Here is a 23,983-nt window from a genome sequence, read left to right on the forward strand (position 1 = left end):
TCCAGCCAATTAAATAAACTCATTTTCGTAAATTAGCGCTGTGAAAAAGAAAAATTTGATTTCTGTTGTAGGACCCACCGGAATTGGTAAAACGAGATTGGCAATTGATTTGGCTCAGCATTTCAATACGGAGATTATTTCCTGTGATTCCCGTCAGTTTTTTAAAGAAATGAAAATAGGTACAGCAGCACCTTCAGAAGAAGAACTGGCTGGAGCACCTCATCATTTTATCGGAAATCTTTCAGTGGAAGACTATTATTCTATCGGACAGTACGAAGAAGATGCCCTTCAAAAACTCAATGAACTTTTTACTACGCATGACACCGTAATTCTTGTTGGCGGAAGCATGATGTATGAAAAAGCTGTGATAGAAGGTCTGCATGATTTACCAGAAGCGAATGCTGAAAATCAGGAGAAACTTCAGACTATTATGGAGCAGGCAGGAATAGAAAAACTTCAGGAAATCTTACAAGAACTCGATCCTGAATATTTCAGTGTGGTGGATATTCACAATCACCGCAGGTTGTTGAGAGCCATTGATATTATCTGGCAAACGGATAAAAAATATTCTGAACATATTTCGGTTTCTCAGAATGGCAGAGATTTTAATGTCATTAGAATCGGAATAGAAGCCCCAAGAGAAGAACTGTATGACAGAATCAACCGCAGAGTGGATATGATGATGGAAAATAGCTTGCTGGATGAGGTGAAAGGTCTTGAAAAATTCAAAGATCTGACCGCTTTGAATACTGTGGGCTATGCAGAATTATTCAAATATTTTGACGGAGAATGGGATCTTGATTTTGCTGTTTCAGAAATAAAAAAGAATAGCCGCAGATATGCGAAACGCCAGCTGACATGGTACAGAAAGGCGGATGATATTCATTATTTACAATTGGGATATTCTGAAAAAGATTTTGAAGATTTACTTCAATGGATTGCGGAGGAGTTTGAAAAATAAGATGCTTTTACATTATTAAACGACTTTAGGAGTTTTTAAAATATAGATTCCTACGGAATGACATAGTGTGCGGATAAACTAAGCGCTTAGTTTGTCATTCTGACGAAGGAAGAATCCCATCGATTGTTTTTAAAGATTCTTCATTCCACTTTGTTCCATTCAGAATGACAGTACAGATGGTGATTAATTAGGGCGTTTTTATACTGAAAAAAATGCGGCTCTGAAAAGAACCGCACTTTCAACAAATATAATTTAATTTACTACTTCCAACCGCCGCCTAAAGCTCTGTATAGATCTACAATACTGCTTAATCTCTGTCTTTTAATGGAAGCCAGATTCAACTCTGCCTGTAGGGAATTTCCCTGTGCTGTAATCACTTCCAGGTAATTGGCTGAACCTCCTTTGTAAAGAAGTTGTGCACTCTTAATTCCATCTTTTAACGTGGTAGATTGCTCTGTGGCTTTCTGTTCCTGAACTTTTAAATTTTCATTAGAAACCAAAGCATCAGAAATTTCTCCAACAGCATTCAATACCGATTGACGGAAGGCCAGAACATTTCTTTCCCTTTGAATTTTTGCTACTGCAAGGTCTGTTTTTAATTGTCTTTTCTGGAAAATAGGCTGGGTAATTCCTCCTAAAACGGATCCGAATAATGAAGCCGGAATCTGAAACCAGTTATCAATTTTAAATGAATTTACTCCTCCATTGGCTGTAATCTTCAATGCCGGATACATATTCGCCTGAGCAATTCCTACCATGGCATTGGATTCTAATAAAACCAATTCCTGCTGGCGCACATCCGGTCTTCGGCTTACCATAGCTGCCGGAAGCCCTGCGGAAATATTCTGAGGTAATGAAGTATCAGACATTTCAATGGTTCTGTTTACTTTGTTAGGCAGTTCGCCTGTCAGAATACTCAATGCATTTTCCTGAATAGCAATATTCTGTTCCAGCTGAGCAATCAGAAGTTCTGTTGCCTGTTTCTGTGCGGCTGCCTGCTGTACTCCTAAAGAGGTGTTATCACCACTTTCCCACATTTTCTGTGTAATCATCAGAGTATTGCTGCTTAGTTCCAGATTAGATTTTGCAATAGTTAATTGTCTGTCAAGCATCAACAGGTTATAATACCCTTGTGCAATTGCTGCTACTACCTGAGTCTGAACTGCTTTTGAACCTTCATAAGTCTGAAGATATTGCATTCTTGAAACTTCCTGCTGGTTTTTAATTTTCCCCCAGATATCCGCTTCCCATGAAAGGTTAAAGGCTGCATTATAATCTTCAACATGGCTTGATCCTAAAAATAAATTTAAGCTTTGCCCGTTCATACTGTTTTTGGAAGGTCTTGAAATCTGTCCGTTTACTCCGAAGCCAACGTCCGGATATTGCATATATTTTGCCTGTTTCAGTTTTTCCTGTGAAGCAGCAACCTGCTTTAAGGCGATCTGAAGGTCATAATTATTTTTAATTCCTTTTTCAATCAATCCCTGTAAAATAGGGTCGCTGAAAAACTGTTTCCACTCCAGATTGGCTATACTGGCTGTGTCGGCAGTTGCGGTGTACTGGAATTTTTCCGGAAGAGGAAGCTCAGGTTCCGTGTATGCCAGCTTGGATACACACGAAACAGAGCCTATGGCCAGTACAAATGTTAGAATAATATTTTTTACTCTTTTCATAGTTTTTAAACTTTTAATTGAACACAAAACTTAGAGAGGTTTCTATTGAGGCACAAATTGTCTTTAGTAGGAGAAAATAGTTAGCTTTTTCAAACCATTAAGAACAGGCAGGTAAATAGGTAAACCTATGATCTTAAAATTTTCTCTAAGTTTTTGTTATTCATTTTTTTATTAGTGACTAGCAGCTAAAAGTTCTTCCTCCATTTGTTTTTTCAGAAGTCTTTTCTTTTTTCTGCTTGGCATTTTTTCATGCAGATACTGGAATACTACGTACATTACCGGAATGATAAAGATTCCCAATATTACTCCTGTAAGCATTCCTCCTACGGTACTATAACCGATAGAATGGTTTCCTTTTGAGGAAGCACCCTGTGTCCATACCAGTGGAAGCATTCCCACGATGAAAGCGAAAGAAGTCATTAAGATTGGTCTTAAACGTAATCTTGATGCCTGAAGAGCAGATTCAATTAATGTTTTACCTGCTTTTCTTCTCTGTACGGCAAACTCTACAATCAGGATGGCATTCTTGGCCAGTAGCCCGACCAGCATAATCAAGCCTACCTGAACATAAATATTGTTATCAATTCCCGCTAGCCCTGTGAATGCAAATACCCCGAAAATCCCTGTTGGAATGGTAAGAATAATCGCAAACGGAAGAATGTAGCTTTCATATTGAGCTGCCAGTAAGAAATAAACAAACAAGATACTTAAGAAGAAGATAAATGAAGTTTGTCCACTTGTTTTAATTTCTTCACGGGTAATCCCTGTCCATTCATATCCATATCCTCTTGGAAGGGATTGCTGAGCAACTTCTTCTACGGCTTTGATGGCATCTCCGGTACTGTAACCAGGTTTTGGAGTTCCGTTAATCGTTACTGCGTTGAAAAGGTTATTTCTTGTTACCGTTTCAGGACCGAAAGATCTTTTTAACGTCACCAAAGTTTTTGCAGGAACCATTTCTCCTGATTTATTTTTCACATAAATTCCTTCAAGTGAATTGACATCCGTACGGTAAGGAATATCTGCCTGAGCCATTACTCTGTAATACTTTCCGAATCTGTTGAAATCCGATACAAAGCTGCTTCCGAAATAAATCTGCATAGTCTGCATCAATTCTGTTACAGAAACACCCAGCTGATTGGCTTTATCCGTATCCACATCAATGGTATACTGAGGATTTCCGGCTGCATATGTTGTAAAGGCGAATGCAATCTCAGGTCTTTTCATCAGCTCTCCAATGAACTGTTGAGTAGTTGTTCCCAACTGTTCGAAAGAACCATTTGTTTTATCCTGAAGCATGAATTCAAATCCGGAAACGTTACCGAAACCTTGTACAGTAGGGAAGTTGAAGAAGAATGCATTGGCATCTTTCACCTGGCTTACCTTGCCTGTTAATGTTGCAGCAATCTGATCAGGATCTTTCATTTCACCACGTTTGTCATAATCTTTAAGTTTAATGAAACCTGCGGAATAAGGGGAAGCATTAGCATTACTGATGAAGTTCATCCCATCTGCTACCCAAAGGTGGTTGGTTGCTTTTTCACCATTGATAATTTTATCAATTTGTGCTGTCGCTCTGTGCGTTCTTTCCAGTGAACTTCCCGGAGGAGTATTCACTGCATACAATACGAATCCCTGGTCTTCAGTAGGAATAAATCCTGATGGTGCTTTTTTGATAAGGAAAACACTTGCTGCTGTAATGACCACAAGACCTCCTATCGCAACCCATTTGTTTTTAATTAAAAATTTAAGACTGTAGATATATTTTCTGGTCATGCTGTTGAAGCTGGCATTGAAAGCATTGAAGAATCTTGCTCCAAAACCTTTTTTATGACCGTGTTCACCATGTTCTCCCTGAGGATCATTTAAGAACATCGCACATAATGCCGGGCTCAATGTTAATGCATTTACTGCTGATATTAAAATCGCAATGGCTAATGTGAAAGCAAACTGTCTGTAGAAAACCCCTGCAGGTCCCTGCATGAAACCAACCGGAATAAATACGGCACACATTACCAATGTAATGGAAATGATGGCTCCTGAAATTTCACTCATCGAGTTCATTGTAGCCTGTTCTACCGGCATACCTGTCTGTTCCATTTTAGAATGGACGGCCTCTACCACTACAATGGCATCATCCACTACAATACCAATGGCGAGTACCAATGCAAATAAAGTAAGCATGTTGATACTGAAGCCAAATAACTGCAGGAAGAAGAATGTTCCGATAATCGCTACTGGTACTGCAATAGCCGGAATTAATGTAGATCTGAAATCCTGAAGGAAGATAAATACTACAATAAATACCAATACAAAGGCAATAACAAGTGTTTCCACAACCTGATGAATCGAAGCATCAAGGAAGTCCTTGGAATTATACATGATAATGGGTTTCACTCCTTTTGGAAGCGTGGTTTCCATTACTTTCACCTGCTTTTCAATTTCTGTCAGGATTTCGTTGGCATTAGAACCTGCTGTCTGTAAGATCGCAAATCCGGCAACGGGTTTTCCGTCTACTCTGTTGGTGGCAGTATAGGTATAAGATCCGAACTCTACTCGTGCAACATCTTTTAATCTTAAGAAAGAACCGTCACTGTTTGCTTTAATAGCAATGTTTTCATAGTCTTCATTCTTATTCAGTTTTCCTTTATACTTAAGGATATATTCGTAAGTTTCCTTACTTCCCTGTCCAAGACGGCCTGGGGCAGCTTCAAGGTTGTGATCTTTAATGGCTGCCAAAACTTCCTGTGGAGAAAGATTATTTGATGCCAGACGATCCGGTTTCAACCAGATTCTCATTGAATAATCCCTTGTTCCGAATACCTGAGCCTGTGCAACTCCGGGAATACGCTGTATCTGTGGAATTACGTTGATCTTCAAATAGTTTTGAAGGAATAGTTCATCATATTGCTTTTCATTTTCACTGGTTAATCCCATGAACATGATCATACTATTCTGTACTTTCTGTGTTGAAATCCCAGCCTGTACTACCTCCTGAGGTAACTGGCTCATAGCTTTCGATACACGGTTCTGTACGTTTACCGCCGCATTATCAGCATCAGCACCCTGTTTGAAGAATACACTTAGTGTCATTGTACCGTCGTTACTGGAATTTGAGGTCATGTAAGTCATGTTCTCAACTCCGTTTACAGCTTCCTCAATAGGGGTGGCAACCGAACGTGCTACAACTTCAGCATTAGCTCCAGGATAGAATGCCGTTACCTGTACACTTGGTGGAGCGATGTCCGGGAAGAGGGCAATCGGTAAATTAAAGAGAGACAAAGCTCCCAATAATAAGAGTATTATGGAGATGACCGTTGAAAGGACCGGTCTTTCTATAAATTGTTTTAACATAAGAAGTTTATTTTTTTAAGTCTTCTGTTTTGTAAAGGACTATAATGGTTTCGCTTTTAATAAGCTGTCAGACGAAATGTTTTTCGGTCTGATGGATGCGCCGTCTTTTAAGCTTCCAATTCCTGTGTATACGATTTTTTCGCCACGGGAAAGTCCTTCAGAAATAAAGTAATAACTGTCTGTTTTTCCAGATATTTTAATAGGTCTTCCCATTACTTTTTTATCTTTATCCATCACATATACATAGGTTTTATCCTGAATTTCGAATGTAGATTCCTGTGGAATAACTACAGCGTTCGAGATCAGCTGAGGCATACGTACTCTTCCTGTATTCCCGGTTCTTAAAGTTCCGTTGGTATTAGGGAAAACGGCACGTACGCTGATAGCTCCCGTAGTTTTATCAAATTGCCCGTCTACAATACTCAATCTTCCTTTTTCAGGGTAAGTACTGTTATCGGCGATGACAAGATCTACCATCGGCATATTTTTAAGTTTCTCTTCTAAGCTTGCTCCCGGGTATTTGTTTTGGAAAGCAATGAAATCAAGTTCACTTAAAGAGAAATAGGCATAGATTTCACTGATATCAGATAATAATGTTAATGGATTTGGATCTGTTCTGGAGATCAGACTTCCTTTTTTGTAAGGAATTCTTCCAATATAACCGCTTACAGGAGCTGTAATGGTGGTAAATCCTACGTTGATTCTTGCGCTTCCAACAGAGGCTCTGGCTTGAGAAGCAGCAGCAACGGCAGCTTCATAATTGGCTTTTGCTGTTTTAAGCTGTACATCAGAAACTACTTTTGCAGCAACCAATGGCTGAAGTCTGTCTACTTCCACTCTTGCCTTTTGAATATTGGCATTGGCAGCCTGAAGATTAGCCTGAGCCATATTCATCTGCTCGCCGTAGCTTCTTGAATCTATTTTAAATAACGGTTGTCCTGCTCTTACATAAGCTCCTTCTTCTACATAGATTCTATCCAGATATCCGTCTACCTGAGATCTGATTTCTACGTTGTTTTTCCCTTCCAAAGCAGTTGGGAATTCCTGATATGTAGTAGCGGGTGATGTAATAACGGTATAAACCGGAAGTTCTGGAGCTGGAGGCGCGGCATTGGTTCCTTCTGCGGCTTTTGTGCAGCTCTGTAAAAGAATTATACTTGCAATAAGTACAATAAACCTTGTTTTTCCAGGTAATTTCATTGTTGGTTTAATTTTTTTAATGAAGTGTTAGAGGTAAGTAAAGTGTTTTAATAAATGCTGTATTTTTTCCTAACAGTGTTAATAATTAGTTCAAAAAAAATTACAGAATTTTTAATGTCCAATGAAGTCGATTGTTTCCATAATTGAAAATTGTTTTTAATGTATTTAAGTGTATAATGATGGTGTAAGGTGTGTTAATTTTACTAACAGTGTTAATTGATAAGCAAAAAATGACTAATTTTAACAACTGAATACTATGAATGGTTTCATAAAAGATTGAGTTTTTAATCAGGAAAAACAGAATAATTTAAATTAATTCAGTGTTAAATTTCCTAACGGTGTTAATTTTTAATTCAAAAAAAATTTACAAAGACTTAATAAAAGCCGAAACAGTTTCGTCTAATGTCGTCTTATTCATTGTAGAAGGGATATCAGCTGTACGCATCATCATAATAGAGATCATTCCGTGTACGGCAGAAAACAGAGCGTGAGACATATGACAGGCATTGTCCGGATTGGATCCGTTTTTCTTTATAATCTCATAAGTACATTCATAGATAAGCTCCTGAAATGATGAAAATTCCTTTTTCATCTGACCTTTTCCGCAACACTGCATTCCAAGACCAAACATTAGCTGGTAATATTCCTTATTTTTAAAAGCAAAGTTCCAGTAAGCATCCACAATCGCAACAAGCTGTTCTTCCGGAGTATCATGTTTCTGTTGAGCTTTTAATAATTCTATGTGTAACTTGTGGAAGCCATCTAATGAAATTTCAAATAAAATAGCTTCTTTATTTTCAAAATAATCATACACCACCGGGGCACTATACTCAATAGCGTCTGCTATCTTTCGCATAGAAAGTGATGCCCAGCCTTCAGTTTTAGCCAACGTGAAAGCAGCCTGCAAAATATTTGCGCGGATAGATTCTTTTTCTCGTTGACGGCGTTCATGTAGACCCATGATATTTATTTACTAACAGCGTTAGCAAAACTACAAACTTTTTAATATAACTTCCAAAGGATATTATGAGTTTTATAGATTGGGCAACTATTTAAAGAAAAATAGATCAAAGGTTAGAAGCAGGAAGAATGGGGGCTGGAAGTTGTTTCGCGTTAAAAAAATACCATTAATAGAATTTGACTATAACTATTTTTGAGGTCTAAAAATCTTCCCTCCTCCAGCTTCCAGTTTCCTTCCTCTACTAAAAATAAAAGGTCTGTTTCAGAACCCAGCTCAATTAATAAAAGAAATATCTATCTTTGCGGTAAAGAAAAAAGGATATGAATACTCCCTCAAATATGCTGGCATTAGGAACAAAAGCACCGTTTTTTGAACTTCCTAACCCGTCAAAAACGAATGAACTTCAGTCTTTGGACGAACTGAAAGGAGAAAAAGGAACTTTGGTGATCTTCATGTGCAACCACTGTCCATTTGTTCTTCATGTGATCGACAAGATCAATGAATTATACGAAGATTATAACGAACGTGGAATTGAATTCATTGCTATCAATGCTAATGATATTGAAAAATATCCGGCAGATTCTCCTGAAAAAATGATCGAATTCCAGATTGAAAGAAATTTTGATTTCCCTTATTTATTCGATGAAAGCCAGGCTGTAGCTAAAGCTTACGAGGCTGCTTGTACACCGGATTTTTATTTCTTTGATGATAAACTGGATCTTGTATACAGAGGTCAGATGGATGATTCAAGACCTGGAAATAATAAAGATGTTACAGGTGAGGATCTGATTATTGCTTTTGAAAATCTTTTGGCTGGAGAAGCGCAGGAAGAAATTCAAAGACCAAGTATGGGATGTAATATTAAATGGAAATAAGGTTTATTTAGTTACTGGTTTTTACTTAATAATACAAAGCTGCTCTTTTAGAGTGGCTTTTTTGTTTCTTGTTGATTCATAGATTGGGGCTTTCTCTCGCAGATTTTGCAGAGGAAGCAGATTTTTAATTCTTAGTAAATTTCTCCATCTACTTTGTCACTCCGCAGGAGCCTCAGCGTAGTTTTGCCTCTGTAAAATGTCTATAACTAAGCCTAGATTCCTACGGAATGGACAAGTATAACGCTTAGTATAACCATGCGAATTGTCACTCCGCAGGAGTCTATACTACTATTAAAAACTTGCTTTAACCTTAGTCTCCTTTTCAACCTTCAGATCCACATTCACTTTATTATGAGAGTAATTCCTGATAAATTCCGAAGGAGTCTTCCCCGTATATTTTTTAAACATCCTGTTAAAATACGTCACATTATTAAAACCACATTGATAGCTGCATTCTGAAATAGATCTGTCCTGAGCCATCAGCAGACATGCTTTATTGATTCTATAGCGGTTCACAAACTCTGTGAACGTGATCTGAGTTGCTTTTTTAAAGAAATTACAGAACGCAGGCAAAGTAAGATTGGCCAGTTTGGCAACGTCTTCAATATCAATTTCCTTGTCGTAATGATGTTCTACATAGGTGAAGATATTTTCAAGACGGGTTTTATTCTTGGAAATAATGGTGTAGGGCATGATTTCTTTGTTCAGAAGATCATAGTCTTCACATTTTGAAAGTTCAAAAAGAATTTCAAGCAGCAGCAAATATCTTTTGTAACCCTCTGATTCCAGCATAAGCTTCAGTTTGGGAAGCATTACTTTTTTTACCTTATGATGAAAATGAATCCCGTATTTTGAAAGTTCCAACAGGTTTTTGATAGATCTGGCTTCTACTTCCTGCTCGGGAAACTGCAAAATTTCTTCTTTGAACTGAAGTACAATTTCTTCGTGTGGATCAATAGAATTCAGTCCAAATCCGGAGTGGGGAATATTGGAGCCGATTAATACCAGATCTCCATTTGTGTAATTACTTTTATGGTAACCTACATGGCGGGTTCCGTTGCCGGAAATGACACATACCAGCTCAATTTCGGGATGATAATGGTACTCCCATTTGAATTCTGAAATAGGGGAGTTATTATGAATTGTGCGGAACGAGCTCTTTTCATTAGGGATTACCCTTTCAAAAGTAACTTTCATTTAATTAATCATATTTAATTACTAAAAATACTAATTATATTAATATAGTTCAAATATTGATTTACTGTGTTAAATTATCGTTAACACAAATGCTTCTATCTTAGCTGACAAGAAATAACCTGAATGAAAAATATTAACATCAAGGCCGTTTTATTTTTAAACTATTTTGTCTTCGCAATTCTTCTGAATTCTGTAGGAACAGTCATTCTACAGGTACAGCAGAATTTTGGGATTTCAAAATCTTCGGCCAGCGTTTTGGAAGGCTTCAAAGACCTTCCGATTGCCATATGTTCTTTCATTCTGGCTTCATTTCTTCCGAAGATAGGAATCAAAAAATCGATGCTGATTGCTTTATTGCTGGTAAGCTGCATGTGTTTTGTAATGCCGTTTACCAATGACTTCTGGGTTTTTAAATTATTATTTGCAACCGTAGGAGTTTCATTTGCACTAATCAAAATATCGGTTTTTACTTCTATTGGATTGGTAACGGAAACAGATAAAGAACATTCCAGTTTTATGGGATTTCTGGAAGGTTTTTTTATGATCGGAGTATTGGCTGGAAATGTTTTATTCAGCTTATATATAGATGATCACAATCCGAAATCTACAGAATGGCTGAATGTATACTGGATTCTGGGAGGACTTTCAAGCTTATCTTTTTTATTCTTATTCTTTTCAAAATTGAATGAACAGGAGGCTAAAAGTGAGAAAACAGATCTCTTGGGAGATTTAAGAAACAGTGTAAGCCTTTTCAGTTATAAAAAAGTTTTGTGCTTTTTATTATGTGCTTTCCTTTTTGTATTGGTGGAACAGAGCTTTCAAACCTGGACACCTACATTTTATAAGGAAATTTTAAAAGTGCCTACATCCATGAGCATCCAGGCGGGAGCGGTTTTGGCAGGAGCTTTTGCGTTGGGAAGATTTTTATCGGGATTCTTCTCCAAAAAATTCAGCTGGATCTATGTAGTTTCTTTCTGTGTGGTTGGTTTTGCCATCAGTTTACTACTGGTTTTACCTCTTACCCATAATATTCATATTGATACGAATACAAATTGGATGAATGCACCTTTGGTGGTCTATTTATTTCCTCTGATGGGAGGTTTGCTGGCACCTATTTATCCAAGCATTAATTCTGTAATTCTGGCATCTATCCCCAAATATTTGCACAGTGCAATGTCAGGATTGATAGTTGTTTTCTCAGCAATCGGGGGAACTATAGGTTCTATTATTACCGGTTTTGTATTTCAGGAGTTCAGCGGGCAGCAGGCATTTTATCTTTCCCTGATTCCGCTTTCATTACTGATCACATCCGCGGTTTTCATGAATAAATTAAAAATTAATCCTAAAAAATAATAATGAGTAATCAGCTTTACATAAACGAAATTCAAAGTCTGTTTGATGATGTGCAGAGATCTGAAATTTTTGAAGATCAGAAAATGATGACGGATGCAGTTCCTCTGTTTCCTATTGCAAAGATTAATGAAGATTATGAAAAATCAAAAAAAACTGAAGGTTTTAACCTGAAAGATTTTGTGATGACCCATTTTGATTTTTTAGGAGCAAGAGTTTCTGTACACAGAGAAGAGCAACTTCCAATTGGTGAACATATTGAAAAATTATGGGATGAACTTACCCGTACAGCCTATGAGGAAAAAGGGACACTTTTAAAATTACCCAAACCTTATATCGTTCCGGGAGGTCGTTTTAATGAGTTTTTCTATTGGGATAGCTATTTTATTATGCTTGGATTACAAGTTTCCGGCAGAATAGAAATGATGGAAAATATCATTGAAAACTGCTCTTACCTGATCCTGAATGTAGGATTTGTTCCTAATGCGAGCAGAACTCATTTCCTGAGCAGATCTCAACCGCCTTATTTTTCATTAATGCTGGATCTTCTTTTTGAAACGACGCATAATGAAGGAATTTATACACAATACCACGAAACTCTGGAGAAAGAATATGCTTTCTGGATGAATGGCGAAGAATGGCTTGAAAACGCATCCAGCGTAAAAAGAGTGGTTAAAACAACAAACGGAGATATTCTGAACCGCTATTACGATGCAGAAAATGCACCACGCCCTGAGAGTTATCTGATCGACATTGAAGATTATGAGACCACTTCAGGTGATGAATTCTACAGAAATATAAGAAGTGCCTGTGAATCCGGCTGGGATTTTTCCAGCAGATGGTTTGCAGACGGAGAAAATATACAGACGATAGAAACACTGAATCTTGCACAAGTAGATCTGAACTGCCTGTTGTGGCATCTGGAAATGACTTTGGCAAAATCTTCAGCGCTTCAGAATCTGAGTGACAAAGAAAATTATTTTTCAGAAAGAGCAGCAAGCCGAAGACAGATGATCAATAAATATTTCTGGGATAGAAATACTAACAATTATAAAGATTATCACACTAAAAAAAACACAAAAACACCGTCTGAACATATTGCTGCTCTTTACCCTTTATTCCTTGGAATTGCAGATCAGGAACAGGCAGAGGCAGTTGCTAAAGCTATAGCTGAGAAATTTCTTTACAAAGGCGGATTGGTCACAACTACTAAAAACTCAGGCCAGCAGTGGGATCTTCCCAATGCATGGGCTCCTTATCAGTGGCTGGGCTTTAAAGCAATGAAAAATTATGGCTTTGATGAACTGGCTGAGAAAATAAAAAATAACTGGTGTTCCAATGTAGAAAGAGTTTACAAGAATACCGGAAAACTAATGGAAAAATACAATGCATTAGACACAGAAACAATAGCAGGCGGCGGGGAATACCCTAATCAGGATGGATTCGGTTGGACCAATGGAGTGTATTTACAATTACAACAAAACTGAAACTAACAATAAAAATAAGGCTATGAAAAAAAAATCAATCTTTTTAATCGCCGCAACAGCTACGTTATATTTTAATAATGCTTATGCCCAGGAAACTCCGCAGGATTCTGCAAAAATTTCCTCTATCGATCAGATTGTCATCACAGGAAATTCAAATCCAAAGAAAAAAATAGAATCCAGTACAGCGATTTCCACATTCAGTTCTAAAGAAATTCAGAAGCAGAATCCAATCAGTGCAGCTGCTTTATTACAAAGAGTTCCGGGATTTGCTGTAGAAACTTCTGGTGGGGAAGTGGGAAACAATCTTTTTGCAAGAGGAATTCCTTCCGCAGGAGCTTATGAGTTTGTACAGGTACAGGAAGACGGACTTCCGGTTTTTGAAGACGGAGCTCTTCAATTTGCCAATGCGGATAACTTTTTTCGTGTAGATAATTCGGTCAACCGTATGGAAGCTTTGAGAGGTGGTTCCGGATCCATTTTTGCAACCAATTCTCCCGGTGGTTTGATCAACTTTATTACCAGAGAAGGGACCAATGATTTCAGAGGTACGGCAAAGCTGGAAACAAGTACTTATGGGTTGATGCGTACCGATGTGAATGTAGGTGGAGCTTTGGTTCAGGATAAATTGTTCTTTAATGTAGGAGGTTTCTACAGAACAGATGACGGGATCAGAAAAACGGGTTTCAAAGCCAATAATGGCGGACAAATCAGGATGAATCTGAAATATGTCTTTGATAAAGGCTATGTAAAAGTATATTACAAAAAACTGGATGACAGAAATACATTCTTCCTTCCTATTCCTTTGGTGCAAAACGGCAACAAGCTGAAAGGGTTCCAGAATTTTGATCCTAATTACGGAACATACAGCTACAGAGCAATCAGTCAGCTGAATATACCACAGGCCGGAGGTGGATTTTTCAACAGAAATCTTGAAGACGGAATTCATCCGAAAGTAGATGTATTAGGAGCAGAATTTAAATATGATCTTGGAAACAATTTCAGCGTTTTAAACAAGACCAGATACACCAATATCAACATGAATTATACAGGAATTTTCCCTGCAGGAGGTCCGCAGACGATGGCAGAATTTGCTAAAAGCAACGGAATTGCCGGCAACAATTATCAGTATTCACTGGTGAGCAACGGAGCTGTGGTTAATCCTGAATATGTACAGAAGCTGGGATTCTGGGCAATTGACAAACAGATGAATAATTTTGTGAATGATCTGCAATTCAATTATAAATTTGACCAGGGAAATGTTACTGCAGGTTTTTATAAATCTAATTGGAAATCGCATCAATACTGGAACTGGAGTAATATCCTGACTACAGCTACAGACAGACCGGAGTTACTGAATCTGGTAGATACTTCTTTAAGTCCTTCAGATGTTGGATATTCTAAAACGTATAACGGAGTTGCCAATATGACATTTTTACAGAGAGATACCCAGACTCAGGGAAGTTTGAATGATCTTTATGTAAACCTGGATTATAATATTACCGATGCTTTAAGTGTGAATGGAGGTCTTCGCTACAGCCATGATTATTATAAAGGAAACTTTGCCAATACAACCTCTTCCAATTTAAATAATTCCGGGTTAACGACCGACGGAACACACAGTTTTGTCACAACCACAGCTGACGATAACATGAGCGTGCTTGGAAATAAATACACATACTGGAATTATAATGTAGATAAGGTATCTTTCACATTAGCCGCTAATTATAAGATCAATAGAGAGAATGCAGTGTATGCCCGTTTTTCTAACGGTTTCAGATCACCGAATGAAGAAGCATATTACAACTATTTCTCCAATCCGAATCCCGATAAACCTTTAAAATCTGTAACAACCAATCAGCTGGAAGTAGGATACAAATATTACTCGCGAACTTTTGATATAGCAGTAATTCCGTTCTATTCTACCTTGAAGAACCTCTCATTTACGGATGTTTTCTCCGATGGTAAATCCGAAAATACTTTCGCCAATACAGAAAACTATGGAGTTGAAGTGGAAGGTTTCGCCCGTTTATTCAATAATATTTTAGAAGTAATATTCAACGGGACAATCCAGAGTCCTAAATATAAAAACCTTGAGGCCGGAAGTGTTCTTGAAGGAAATGTGGTAAGAAGAATGCCTAAGTTTTTCTTTAATATTTCACCGGCAGTCAATATTACAAAAGCATGGAGAGCTTATGTAAGCATGAATTACTATGGAAAACGTTTTCAGGATGAAAAGAATGTGCAGACATTGCCTTCATTCACCGAATTTGGGGCAGGAATGTCTTACCAATTAGGAAGAATACGTTTTGCTGTGGACGGAACCAATATCTTTAATACAATCGGAATCACAGAAGGTGACCCAAGAGCGGGTTCTCCAAACGGAGATGGAATCATCATGGCAAGACCTATTATGGGGGCTGCAGCCAGAGCATCAATCACTTTGGATTTCTAATTTCTATTTCTTTATAACAACAAAACCGTCGAAGTTACTGACGGTTTTGTATTTTTTTATTTTTATGTTCTCCCGCAGATTAAGCCGATTTTAAAATAGTATTTGGCTTATTCTGCGGGATTTTTACAGGTAAAATAATAAGAGAATTCTGAACATATTAAAGTTTGAATGAACATGAGCAGAACTCTCAAGCTCTCTTACTTCAAAAACGGATTATACTGCTTTTCAAAACCAATCGAGGTAGGATTTCCATGTCCTGAGAAGACCTGTGTATCCTGATCCAGGATGAAAAGCTTTGATTTAATACCATCAATCAGCTGCTCATAATTTCCTTTATATAAATCTGTTCTTCCGATGCTCCCTTCAAAAAGAACATCTCCTGAGATCATGAATTTTTGATTTTCGTTATGATAAACTATACTTCCCGGAGAGTGTCCCGGAACATGGTAAATTTTAAATTTTTCACCATCCAGATCCAGTTCATCGCCTTCTTTTATATATTCCACATCTACTTTTACAGGATCTACCTGCATTCCGAATCTCATTCCACTTGCCTGAAGCATATCCAGAACTTCCTGATCCTCCTGATGCATTGTTACGGGTACTTTGAACGTATCAAAAGCCCATTGAAGTCCCAATACATGATCAATATGTGCGTGGGTCAGAAGAATTTTCTGAATTTTCAGTCCGTTTTCTGAAATGAAACTGTCAATAGCCTGAGTTTCATGCCCTTTCATATTTCCCGGATCAATTAACCATGCGTTTTTATTCTCGTTATAAATGATGTAAGTGTTTTCGCTCGCAAAGTTGAATACGAAACCTTGAATCTGAAGCATATCTGAATATTTTTTATTCAAAAATACGATATTATTAAGAAAATGGCTATTTTTCGTTATCTTCGTCATAATGAAAACTTTGCGAATACTCTTACTTACTTTGAGCGGACTGGTTTTTGGACAAAATATCCAAAGTGTTCAGTTGTTCAATCCTCAGACCAATGATGAAACCCCGGTTATCAGGATTGGTGAACAGCTGGTTCTGGGCTTTGATGATCTTACCAATGGCAGTCAGATCTATAGATATACATTCAAACATTATGACAGAAACTGGAATGATGATAATCTGTTTTTTACAGAATTTGCAGCCGGAAGTATGAATGCTCTTCTGGATCAGTTTCAGTATTCATTCAATACCTTACAGGCTTATACTCACTATAAACTTGTTTTTCCGAATGATAAAATCCAGCTGAAGATTTCAGGGAATTATGAACTGATTGTTTACAAAGATTCTGCAGATCAGCCTCTTTTCAAAAAAAGATTTTACCTGGTGGAAGATGCAACATCTGTGGCATTAAATATATCAAGATTTGCAGATGCAAAAAATCCTAACCTTAACCAGAGGGTAGAAGTGAATGTTTCTCCGAAAGGAGGAGATATCTCTTCCAATGTCAATTCAATCACTATGAATGTGATGCAGAATAACAACCCGAATATGGTGATTTCTAACCTGAAGCCAAGCAGTGTTTTAGGAAATCAGGTGCTTTTCCAGCAGATGAATCTTACGTTTCCGGGAGACAATGAGTTTTATTATTTCGATAATAAAAACATGAATATGGCGGCGGATATGGTGCGGGCAACTGAAATAAAAGATGATGTCAACCAGACCTATCTTCATCCTGTATGGGCATTTCCATTAAATTATCAGTACCAGCCGGATGTCAACGGGGCATGGTATTACAGAAGAAATGATTTAGGGAGAGAAAGAGATGCAGAAAGAGAAGCTGACTATTCATGGGTGCATTTCTACCTTGAGTCGGATCCGGTAGATAAAGAGATTTATGTTTTGGGTGGATTTAATAATTATAAACCGAGTAAAGAAAATCAGATGCAGTATGATGCAGCTACCAAGCAGTATGTAGCTAAAATATTCCTGAAACAAGGTTTTTATAATTATGTTTTAGTGACCAAAGAAGGAAATGGTGCATTGAATTTCGGTGAGGTAAACGGTAATTTCTGGCAGACGGAAAATCTTTACCAGGCATTTCTTTATTATGCACCTTTCGGAAGAAATTATGATGGCTTGATGGGATATGGAGAATTCAGAACTCCAATTGCCAATAAAAGATAAATCATGACTTGATACCATTCTACATAAAAATATACCTATAATTTGGGACTGTCTCTTAAGACGGTCCTTATTTTTTTTGCAATTTTGAAAATATCAGACTTTAAAATATCAGATCAGGATAATTTTTCCTGATTATAATGCACTACATAGTGAAAAAAAATAATTCACAAAATTTTGATTTTAATTAAATATTTTAATTTAAAAATTATATTACGGAAAAATTATATTTAAATATTTTTCTTTGTTTTAAAATCATCATTATGTTTTATTTATTAATTTATAATATCTATTGAATTTTATTCATGTTTTATATTGTTTTATTGTGAAAAGTTTATAAATTCGTCAACACAATCAACCAAATATTATTATGAATACGAAATTTATCTTAGTGGCAAGCGTTGCTGCCTGTTCTTTTGTTTTTGCACAAAATACACCATCAAAATTAGATCCGGGTAAAAGCGGATTACACGCAGATTTTATGCGATTTGAAAAAAATGCACCGGCATTTCAGGGAAGTCCGGTTTTATTTGATGAAGCTTCACAAAGGCTTTCTCAGGGGCAAGGACTCAAATTAGGATTAGAAAAGGATGCGTTGGGTTTTGAAACTCACAGATTTCAACAGACTGTAAATGGTATTCCGGTAGAATACGGAATGATGGCTGTACAGACAAAAGGAGGGAAAATTGTAGGACAGTCAGGAAAATGGGTTCTTAATGTTCCGAAAGGAGTTGAAAAGCAAGCCAATATTTCTGAAAGTATTGCATTACAGAATGCTTTATCATTCATTGGGGCAGAATCCTACAAATGGCAGAATAAAGAAGAGGAAGATTTTATTAGAAGAGATTCCGATGCAAGCTTTGTTCCTAAAGGTGAATTGGTATATTATTCAGATCCTACAGATGAAAAACTTAATGATTTAACATTAGCCTACAAATTCGATATTTATGCAGAAAAACCATTAAGCAGACAATATGTTTTTGTAGATGCTAAAAACGGAAAAGTATTGGGAACGGATGCCATCATCCACGAAGTAAATACTCCGGGAACGGCCACAACAGCATACAGCGGAAGCAGATCTATTGTTGCTGACTCTTATAACGGAAGTTATAGATTAAGAGAGACAGGAAGAAATGGCGGCACTGCTGTAGAAACATACAATCTGAAAAAAGGAACCAATTATTCAAGTGCAGTAGACTTTACAGATACTGATAATGTTTGGAATAATGTAAACACCAATAAAGATCAGTATGCTACCGATGCTCATTGGGGAGCAGAAATGACACTGGATTATTACTATACAAAATTTGGAAGGAAAAGTATAGATAATAATAATTTTGCCATCAAATCTTATGTTCATTATTCTACTAATTATTTCAATGCATTTTGGGATGGTTCAAGAATGACTTATGGAGATGGAAGTTCTACAACAAACGGAGGAAAGCCACTAACGGCTCTTGATGTTTGTGGCCACGAGATTACTCATGGGATGACTTCTAAAACAGCCAATCTTGCTTATCAAAGAGAATCCGGAGCATTGAATGAAGGTTTTTCTGATGTTTTTGGAAACTCAATAGAACTTTGGGCAAGACCTACTCAGGCAAGCTGGACGCTGGGTGAAGATTTCAGTTATGTGATCAGAGATATGTCAAATCCAAATGCTTACAGCCAGCCAGATACTTATAAAGGAAAGTATTGGAAAGATGCGAGCAGCTCTTGTACTCCTCAGGGAAATCCAAATTTACCAGGTTATAATGATTCTTGCTGGGTACATACAAACTCGGGAGTACTTAATTTCTGGTATTATTTATTGGTAACAGGCGGTTCTGGTACTAATGATAACAGTTTTGCTTATAATGTTTCCGGAATCGGGCTGGATAAGGCAGGAGCTATTGCTTACAGAACATTAACTACTTATCTGACGTCATCATCCAATTATGCAAACGCAAGAACATATTCTATTCAGGCAGCTACTGATTTGTATGGAGCAACCAGCAATGAAGTAACTCAGGTTAAAAATGCCTGGAATGCAGTAGGTGTAGGAGGCGGAACTTCTGCAGCAGGAAAAGTGGCGGCCACAGATGCTCAGCTTTATACAATTAGTCCAAACCCTGCAACTGATAGATTCACCATAAACTTTGAAGGTAAAGCCGGAAAAGGAATTGTAGAACTGGTAAGTCTTACAGGTAAGAAAGAAATTTCTGAAAAGGTTGAGATGACAGACGGTACCAATAAACTGAACATCCAATTGCCTTCCAATATGCTTCCAGGAGTATATGTGGTAACGGTAAACGGACAGAAAGCAGGAAACCTGATTAAAAAATAAGCCAAATTTTTAATATATTCAACAAAATGGCCACAAGAATTACTTGTGGCCATTTGTATATTTTGAGTAAAGTGAATTATACCAAATAGAAATCATTGAGTTTTTCTTCACAAAGTATTTTTACTACATCAATCCATCGGTCTTCATCATTCAGGCATGGGATATAATGGAAATTCTCTCCACCTCCGTGCATAAACTGTTCTTTTCCTTCTACAGAAATTTCCTCCAGAGTCTCAAGACAGTCAGAGACAAATGCAGGACAGACTATGGCCAGATTTTTTATCCCTTTTTTACCAATTGTTTCTAATGTTTCATCGGTATATGGTTCAATCCATTTATCTTTTCCTAATCTTGACTGGAAAGAAACGATTGTTTTTTCTTTGGGTAAATTCAGTTTCTCAATAACACGCTGTGTTGTGTTATAACATTGATGACGGTAGCAGAACTGATGACTTGGATTGTCTTCTCGGGAACAACAGTCATTAAGGTTACAGGTCTTGGTAGGATCTGTCTTATAAATATGTCTTTCCGGAACTCCATGGTAAGAAAACTGAAGGGCATCAAAATTTTCAGGAAGTTTTTCTTTAATACTTTCTGCCAGACAGTTAATATAAATATCCCTGTTGTAAAAAGGCTGAATATAATTGATCTTTATTTTTGGAAACTTCTTTTTTCTTACTTCTTCTGCCTTTTCAATGACAGTTTCCGTTGTACTCATGGCATATTGAGGATATAAAGGAAAAAGAACAATTTCAGTGATTCCCTGATCTACTAGTTTCTGAATACCAGTTTCAATACTCGGTTCAGCATACCTCATTCCGATTTCCACCGGTACATCTACTACCTTCTGCAGTTTTTTCTGAATCTGTTCAGTAATAACAATCAGTGGAGAACCCTTATCTGTCCAGACTGTTTTATAGGCTTCAGCAGATTTGGCAGGTCTTGTTTTCAGGATGATTCCCTGTACAAGAAGAGCACGAAAGATCCAACGATAATCGATCACTCTTTCGTCCATCAAAAATTCATCAAGATATTCCTTTACGTCGTTTACGGAGGTTGATCTCGGTGATCCGAGGTTGACCAGTAAAATTCCTTTATTATTCAATATTCTAATTTTTAATTATGAAGCAGACATTATAAAATCTGCTACTAATTTTGATACTTTAGCAAAGGTATTACTTTCAAGTAAGCCATTGCTGTCAAATTTGCCTTTTATCCCTTTTATTAATGCCTGATGTTTATCATCCGTTACTGCTCCGAGAGTCTTTAAAATCATCAATAACTCTTCGTGGCCTTTTTCTCCACTGGCTGATGCGGTGATCACAGCAACCGGTTTTTCAGAAAAAATGGTTGTGGAAACACACCATTCCAACAGATTTTTTAATCGGCCGGGAATACTGAAAATATATTCCGGAGTAGAAAATATAACGCCTGTCGAGTTTTCAATATCTTCTCTGATCTTAAGAACTTCATCAGGAGTATTCTCATCCGTTAAGGCAGTATCAAAATGGGGAAGAACAGAAAGATCATTGCATATCTGGAAATCTCTGCTGTTCATATTTTCCAGTACTTGCTCCATCAGTTTCAGGTTGCTGGAATTTTCCGAAGCACTTCCAATAATGACTACAATTTTCTTTTCGGGAGACATTTTCGAACTGAATTATCCGTTTACAGCTTCTACTTTTTCTACCAGATCCGGAACGAATTGTTTTAAAATATTTTCAATCCCGTTTTTCAAAGTAGCTGTAGAACTTGGGCAGCCTGAACAAGCTCCCTGTAGAAGCATTTTTGCAGTTTTGCTCTCCTGGTCATATTCCATCAATGAAATCTTTCCGCCGTCATTTTCTACTGCAGGAGCTACATATTCATTTAAAATGTCAGAAATTTTCTGCTCATCTTCCGTATAATCTCTGTTGATAATCTTTTCAACAGGATTTTCATGTTTCTGTGGTTCTATTTTAGAGATTTCACCTCCGTTTTGAAGATATTCGGCAATAAGTGCACGAACAGTCATCATCACCTGGTGCCATTCTACAGAATTGTCTCTGGTAACTGCTACAAAATTATCAGAAATGAAGACTTCTTTTGTAAATTCAAACTCTTTAAAGATGGCCTGTGCCAAAGGAACTTCCTCAGCAGCTTCAGCGGATTTTACTTCCACAAAACCATCCATCAGTAATTTGTTTGAAACAAATTTCATCACATTAGGATTCGGAGTCATTTCAGCATAGATCTGATACATTTCTTTTTTCTTCTGAAGATAGATTCTTGGGTTAGCCAATAATTCATCCTCAATCACATTTTTCAGACTTTCAGCTACATGTTCCCATTCTATGGTATCCTGTTTTGCCACAGCTACAAAATTAGCCGTTATGAAAATTCTTTCTACAAATGGATAATTGAAAAGCTCCTGTGCCAAAGGAATTTCTGAAATATCTGAATTTCTGTCCAACTCTAAAGACCCGGGAATGAGGTTGTAATCTGTAACAAATTTCATTACTTTCGGGTTTTCGGTAGGTTCTATAAGTACGGTACGCATTTTTTCGTTAAATTTGAGATACAAAAATACGCATTAGAAGTTAGAAGCTGAAAATTGAGAGTTAGATTTTTGCTATCGCTGTAATTTAGAAGTTAGATACCAGAGATTATAAGGCAGAAGATCATTATTTTCAATTGGGCATATTTTCAAATTTTCAAATTAATATTATGGCACTTATAAAAGAACTTTTAGGAAAAGCACCACAGATCGGAGAGAATACTTTTTTGGCAGAAACCGCTACTATTATTGGGGATGTTACGATGGGAAGAGACTGCAGCGTTTGGTATAATGCTGTAATCAGAGGAGATGTTCACTATATCAAAATGGGTGATAAGGTAAATGTTCAGGATAATGCAATGCTGCATTGTACCTATCAGAAACATCCGCTGAATATCGGAAATAATGTTTCTATCGGACATAATGCAATTGTTCATGGGTGTACCATTAAAGATAATGTCCTGATCGGGATGGGAGCTATTGTGATGGATGACTGCCTGGTGGAAGAAAATTCTATTGTAGGAGCGGGTTCTGTAGTCACTCAGGGTACTCATATCAAATCAGGAGAAGTCTGGGGTGGAGTTCCTGCAAAAAAAATCAAAGATATTAATGCTCAGTTATTAGAAGGGGAAGTAAACAGAATTGCAGATAACTATGTTAAATACTCTTCATGGTATAAAGAGAATGTGAAGGATCATCAATTTTAGGATGTCAAGTGAATAGTGAATAGTGAATAGTGAATAGTCAATCCGCTGCGCTTGTCAATTTTTTTGTACTGCAAAAATTCACCATTCATTTGCGAAGCAAAATTCACTTATTGACCATGAAATAGTGAAGGGTCAATCGTCAATCCGCTGCGCTTGTCAATTTTTTTAATACAGAAATTCACCATTCACTTGCGAAGCAAAATTCACAATTGACCTTATAATAAATATAAAAAGCTCCGTCCACAGACAGAGCTTTTTTCGATTTGATATAGAACCTTTGTTTTATTGTTAGTTATTGTCCGGTGTTATCAGTCTGATCTTTCCATGAATACATTTCAAAGAAGTAGGAGGTGTAATCATTAAACAATCAGACATGATATTATATTTTTCATTAAAAGCTTTTACTTTATCCGTATAATCATTTACTCTCTGTAAGAAAGCAGTTTCTATTTTCTTTGGATAGGCAATATATTGCTGAGGTCCGCCACAGGATTTTGCCCCCATAGGAGCAAATGCCCATTCACTGGCATCCGTACATTTTTCTCCTGACACTTCAGACTCAATAGAAGCTTTTAATCTATCGAGTTGTGCCTGCTCATACTTCTGGCTGTCTTCGTCAGCAGGTCTGTCTGCGATATCTACAGGGAGATTGGTATTGGTATTTTTTGATGTATTACAGGAAACCAAAGTTAATGTAGTACATAATACTATCACCGGGAAATGGAAGAATAATTTTTTCACAATAAACTTTTTTCTTTTTAAGAATTTTCAAAACTTATG

The 23,983-nt window shown here is 37.1% G+C and carries 18 protein-coding genes; 8 read left to right on the top strand and 10 right to left on the bottom strand.

Features of this window, described 5'->3' with window-relative positions; translation table 11 throughout:
- Window positions 1-40: 40 nt before the first annotated feature.
- Window positions 41-961 carry a tRNA (adenosine(37)-N6)-dimethylallyltransferase MiaA gene (miaA, locus tag OL225_RS01190; protein WP_264517007.1) on the top strand — a complete coding sequence of 307 codons (921 nt, stop codon included), beginning with the start codon at window positions 41-43 and terminating at the stop codon, window positions 959-961.
- Window positions 962-1,221: 260 nt separating this feature from the next.
- On the opposite strand, the gene OL225_RS01195 is transcribed toward miaA, so the two are convergent.
- From OL225_RS01195 to OL225_RS01210, 4 genes are all read right to left on the bottom strand, one after another.
- Entirely contained in the window at window positions 1,222-2,634 is a 1,413-nt protein-coding gene (locus OL225_RS01195) for an efflux transporter outer membrane subunit (protein ID WP_264517008.1), read from the bottom strand.
- A gap of 171 nt (window positions 2,635-2,805) precedes the next feature.
- Window positions 2,806-5,988, bottom strand: a complete 3,183-nt coding sequence (locus OL225_RS01200) for an efflux RND transporter permease subunit (RefSeq protein ID WP_264517009.1) — start codon at window positions 5,986-5,988, stop codon at window positions 2,806-2,808.
- A 39-nt stretch (window positions 5,989-6,027) separates the two neighbouring features.
- A complete protein-coding gene (locus tag OL225_RS01205) occupies window positions 6,028-7,188 on the bottom strand; it encodes an efflux RND transporter periplasmic adaptor subunit (protein WP_047379000.1) in 1,161 nt (386 codons plus the stop codon).
- Window positions 7,189-7,552: 364 nt separating this feature from the next.
- Window positions 7,553-8,149, bottom strand: a complete 597-nt coding sequence (locus tag OL225_RS01210; RefSeq protein WP_142017878.1) for a TetR/AcrR family transcriptional regulator — start codon at window positions 8,147-8,149, stop codon at window positions 7,553-7,555.
- A gap of 320 nt (window positions 8,150-8,469) precedes the next feature.
- Between OL225_RS01210 and OL225_RS01215 the strand changes: the two genes are divergently transcribed.
- Complete coding sequence (locus OL225_RS01215) at window positions 8,470-9,024, top strand: thioredoxin family protein (protein ID WP_047378998.1); 555 nt, start codon at window positions 8,470-8,472, stop codon at window positions 9,022-9,024.
- A gap of 291 nt (window positions 9,025-9,315) precedes the next feature.
- Here the strand turns inward: OL225_RS01215 and OL225_RS01220 are convergent, their stop codons facing one another.
- Window positions 9,316-10,221, bottom strand: a complete 906-nt coding sequence (locus OL225_RS01220) for an AraC family transcriptional regulator (protein WP_264517010.1) — start codon at window positions 10,219-10,221, stop codon at window positions 9,316-9,318.
- A 123-nt stretch (window positions 10,222-10,344) separates the two neighbouring features.
- Between OL225_RS01220 and OL225_RS01225 the strand changes: the two genes are divergently transcribed.
- Genes OL225_RS01225 through OL225_RS01235 form a run of 3 tightly spaced genes read left to right on the top strand, consistent with a single transcriptional unit; the run spans window position 10,345 to window position 15,510 of the window.
- Window positions 10,345-11,574, top strand: coding sequence for an MFS transporter (locus tag OL225_RS01225; RefSeq protein WP_264517011.1), 1,230 nt, complete (start codon window positions 10,345-10,347; stop codon window positions 11,572-11,574).
- A 2-nt stretch (window positions 11,575-11,576) separates the two neighbouring features.
- On the top strand, window positions 11,577-13,058 hold the full coding sequence (locus OL225_RS01230; RefSeq protein ID WP_264517012.1) for a trehalase family glycosidase: 1,482 nt from the start codon (window positions 11,577-11,579) through the stop codon (window positions 13,056-13,058).
- 22 nt (window positions 13,059-13,080) lie between these two features.
- Entirely contained in the window at window positions 13,081-15,510 is a 2,430-nt protein-coding gene (locus tag OL225_RS01235) for a TonB-dependent receptor (protein ID WP_264517013.1), read from the top strand.
- A 197-nt stretch (window positions 15,511-15,707) separates the two neighbouring features.
- Here the strand turns inward: OL225_RS01235 and OL225_RS01240 are convergent, their stop codons facing one another.
- Window positions 15,708-16,346: an MBL fold metallo-hydrolase gene (locus OL225_RS01240; RefSeq protein ID WP_264518678.1), complete on the bottom strand. Its 639-nt coding sequence runs from the start codon at window positions 16,344-16,346 to the stop codon at window positions 15,708-15,710.
- 70 nt (window positions 16,347-16,416) lie between these two features.
- On the opposite strand from OL225_RS01240, the gene OL225_RS01245 reads away from it, so the two are divergent.
- Entirely contained in the window at window positions 16,417-17,637 is a 1,221-nt protein-coding gene (locus OL225_RS01245; protein WP_264517014.1) for a DUF5103 domain-containing protein, read from the top strand.
- 367 nt (window positions 17,638-18,004) lie between these two features.
- On the top strand, window positions 18,005-19,960 hold the full coding sequence (locus tag OL225_RS01250; protein WP_264517015.1) for a M4 family metallopeptidase: 1,956 nt from the start codon (window positions 18,005-18,007) through the stop codon (window positions 19,958-19,960).
- Window positions 19,961-20,036: 76 nt separating this feature from the next.
- Here OL225_RS01250 and hemH read toward each other — a convergent pair whose 3' ends face one another.
- The 3 genes from hemH to OL225_RS01265 are packed head-to-tail and all read right to left on the bottom strand — an operon-like array spanning window position 20,037 to window position 22,499.
- Window positions 20,037-21,065, bottom strand: a complete 1,029-nt coding sequence (gene hemH / locus OL225_RS01255; RefSeq protein WP_264517016.1) for a ferrochelatase — start codon at window positions 21,063-21,065, stop codon at window positions 20,037-20,039.
- A 15-nt stretch (window positions 21,066-21,080) separates the two neighbouring features.
- Window positions 21,081-21,608: an NADPH-dependent FMN reductase gene (locus tag OL225_RS01260; protein ID WP_264517017.1), complete on the bottom strand. Its 528-nt coding sequence runs from the start codon at window positions 21,606-21,608 to the stop codon at window positions 21,081-21,083.
- Between the two features lie 12 nt (window positions 21,609-21,620).
- On the bottom strand, window positions 21,621-22,499 hold the full coding sequence (locus OL225_RS01265) for a NifU family protein (RefSeq protein ID WP_264517018.1): 879 nt from the start codon (window positions 22,497-22,499) through the stop codon (window positions 21,621-21,623).
- Window positions 22,500-22,666: 167 nt separating this feature from the next.
- Here OL225_RS01265 and OL225_RS01270 point away from each other — a divergent pair, with 167 nt between their 5' ends.
- Window positions 22,667-23,203: a gamma carbonic anhydrase family protein gene (locus OL225_RS01270; RefSeq protein WP_047378983.1), complete on the top strand. Its 537-nt coding sequence runs from the start codon at window positions 22,667-22,669 to the stop codon at window positions 23,201-23,203.
- Between the two features lie 288 nt (window positions 23,204-23,491).
- On the opposite strand, the gene OL225_RS01275 is transcribed toward OL225_RS01270, so the two are convergent.
- Entirely contained in the window at window positions 23,492-23,944 is a 453-nt protein-coding gene (locus OL225_RS01275; RefSeq protein ID WP_264517019.1) for a 2-hydroxyacyl-CoA dehydratase family protein, read from the bottom strand.
- Window positions 23,945-23,983: the final 39 nt, after the last annotated feature.

The sequence above is a fragment of the Chryseobacterium viscerum genome (assembly GCF_025949665.1).
Lineage (GTDB): Bacteria > Bacteroidota > Bacteroidia > Flavobacteriales > Weeksellaceae > Chryseobacterium > Chryseobacterium viscerum_A.

What these genes read in the sequence shown, in the direction of transcription:
- OL225_RS01200 (WP_264517009.1), bottom strand. Translation starts at nt 5,988, where the DNA reads ATGTTAAAACAATTTATAGAAAGACCGGTCCTTTCAACGGTCATCTCC.
- OL225_RS01220 (WP_264517010.1), bottom strand. Translation starts at nt 10,221, where the DNA reads ATGAAAGTTACTTTTGAAAGGGTAATCCCTAATGAAAAGAGCTCGTTC.
- OL225_RS01265 (WP_264517018.1), bottom strand. Translation starts at nt 22,499, where the DNA reads ATGCGTACCGTACTTATAGAACCTACCGAAAACCCGAAAGTAATGAAA.
- OL225_RS01270 (WP_047378983.1), top strand. Translation starts at nt 22,667, where the DNA reads ATGGCACTTATAAAAGAACTTTTAGGAAAAGCACCACAGATCGGAGAG.
- OL225_RS01250 (WP_264517015.1), top strand. Translation starts at nt 18,005, where the DNA reads ATGAATACGAAATTTATCTTAGTGGCAAGCGTTGCTGCCTGTTCTTTT.
- OL225_RS01245 (WP_264517014.1), top strand. Translation starts at nt 16,417, where the DNA reads ATGAAAACTTTGCGAATACTCTTACTTACTTTGAGCGGACTGGTTTTT.
- OL225_RS01230 (WP_264517012.1), top strand. Translation starts at nt 11,577, where the DNA reads ATGAGTAATCAGCTTTACATAAACGAAATTCAAAGTCTGTTTGATGAT.
- OL225_RS01235 (WP_264517013.1), top strand. Translation starts at nt 13,081, where the DNA reads ATGAAAAAAAAATCAATCTTTTTAATCGCCGCAACAGCTACGTTATAT.
- OL225_RS01260 (WP_264517017.1), bottom strand. Translation starts at nt 21,608, where the DNA reads ATGTCTCCCGAAAAGAAAATTGTAGTCATTATTGGAAGTGCTTCGGAA.
- OL225_RS01210 (WP_142017878.1), bottom strand. Translation starts at nt 8,149, where the DNA reads ATGGGTCTACATGAACGCCGTCAACGAGAAAAAGAATCTATCCGCGCA.
- OL225_RS01205 (WP_047379000.1), bottom strand. Translation starts at nt 7,188, where the DNA reads ATGAAATTACCTGGAAAAACAAGGTTTATTGTACTTATTGCAAGTATA.
- OL225_RS01225 (WP_264517011.1), top strand. Translation starts at nt 10,345, where the DNA reads ATGAAAAATATTAACATCAAGGCCGTTTTATTTTTAAACTATTTTGTC.
- OL225_RS01215 (WP_047378998.1), top strand. Translation starts at nt 8,470, where the DNA reads ATGAATACTCCCTCAAATATGCTGGCATTAGGAACAAAAGCACCGTTT.
- OL225_RS01240 (WP_264518678.1), bottom strand. Translation starts at nt 16,346, where the DNA reads ATGCTTCAGATTCAAGGTTTCGTATTCAACTTTGCGAGCGAAAACACT.
- OL225_RS01195 (WP_264517008.1), bottom strand. Translation starts at nt 2,634, where the DNA reads ATGAAAAGAGTAAAAAATATTATTCTAACATTTGTACTGGCCATAGGC.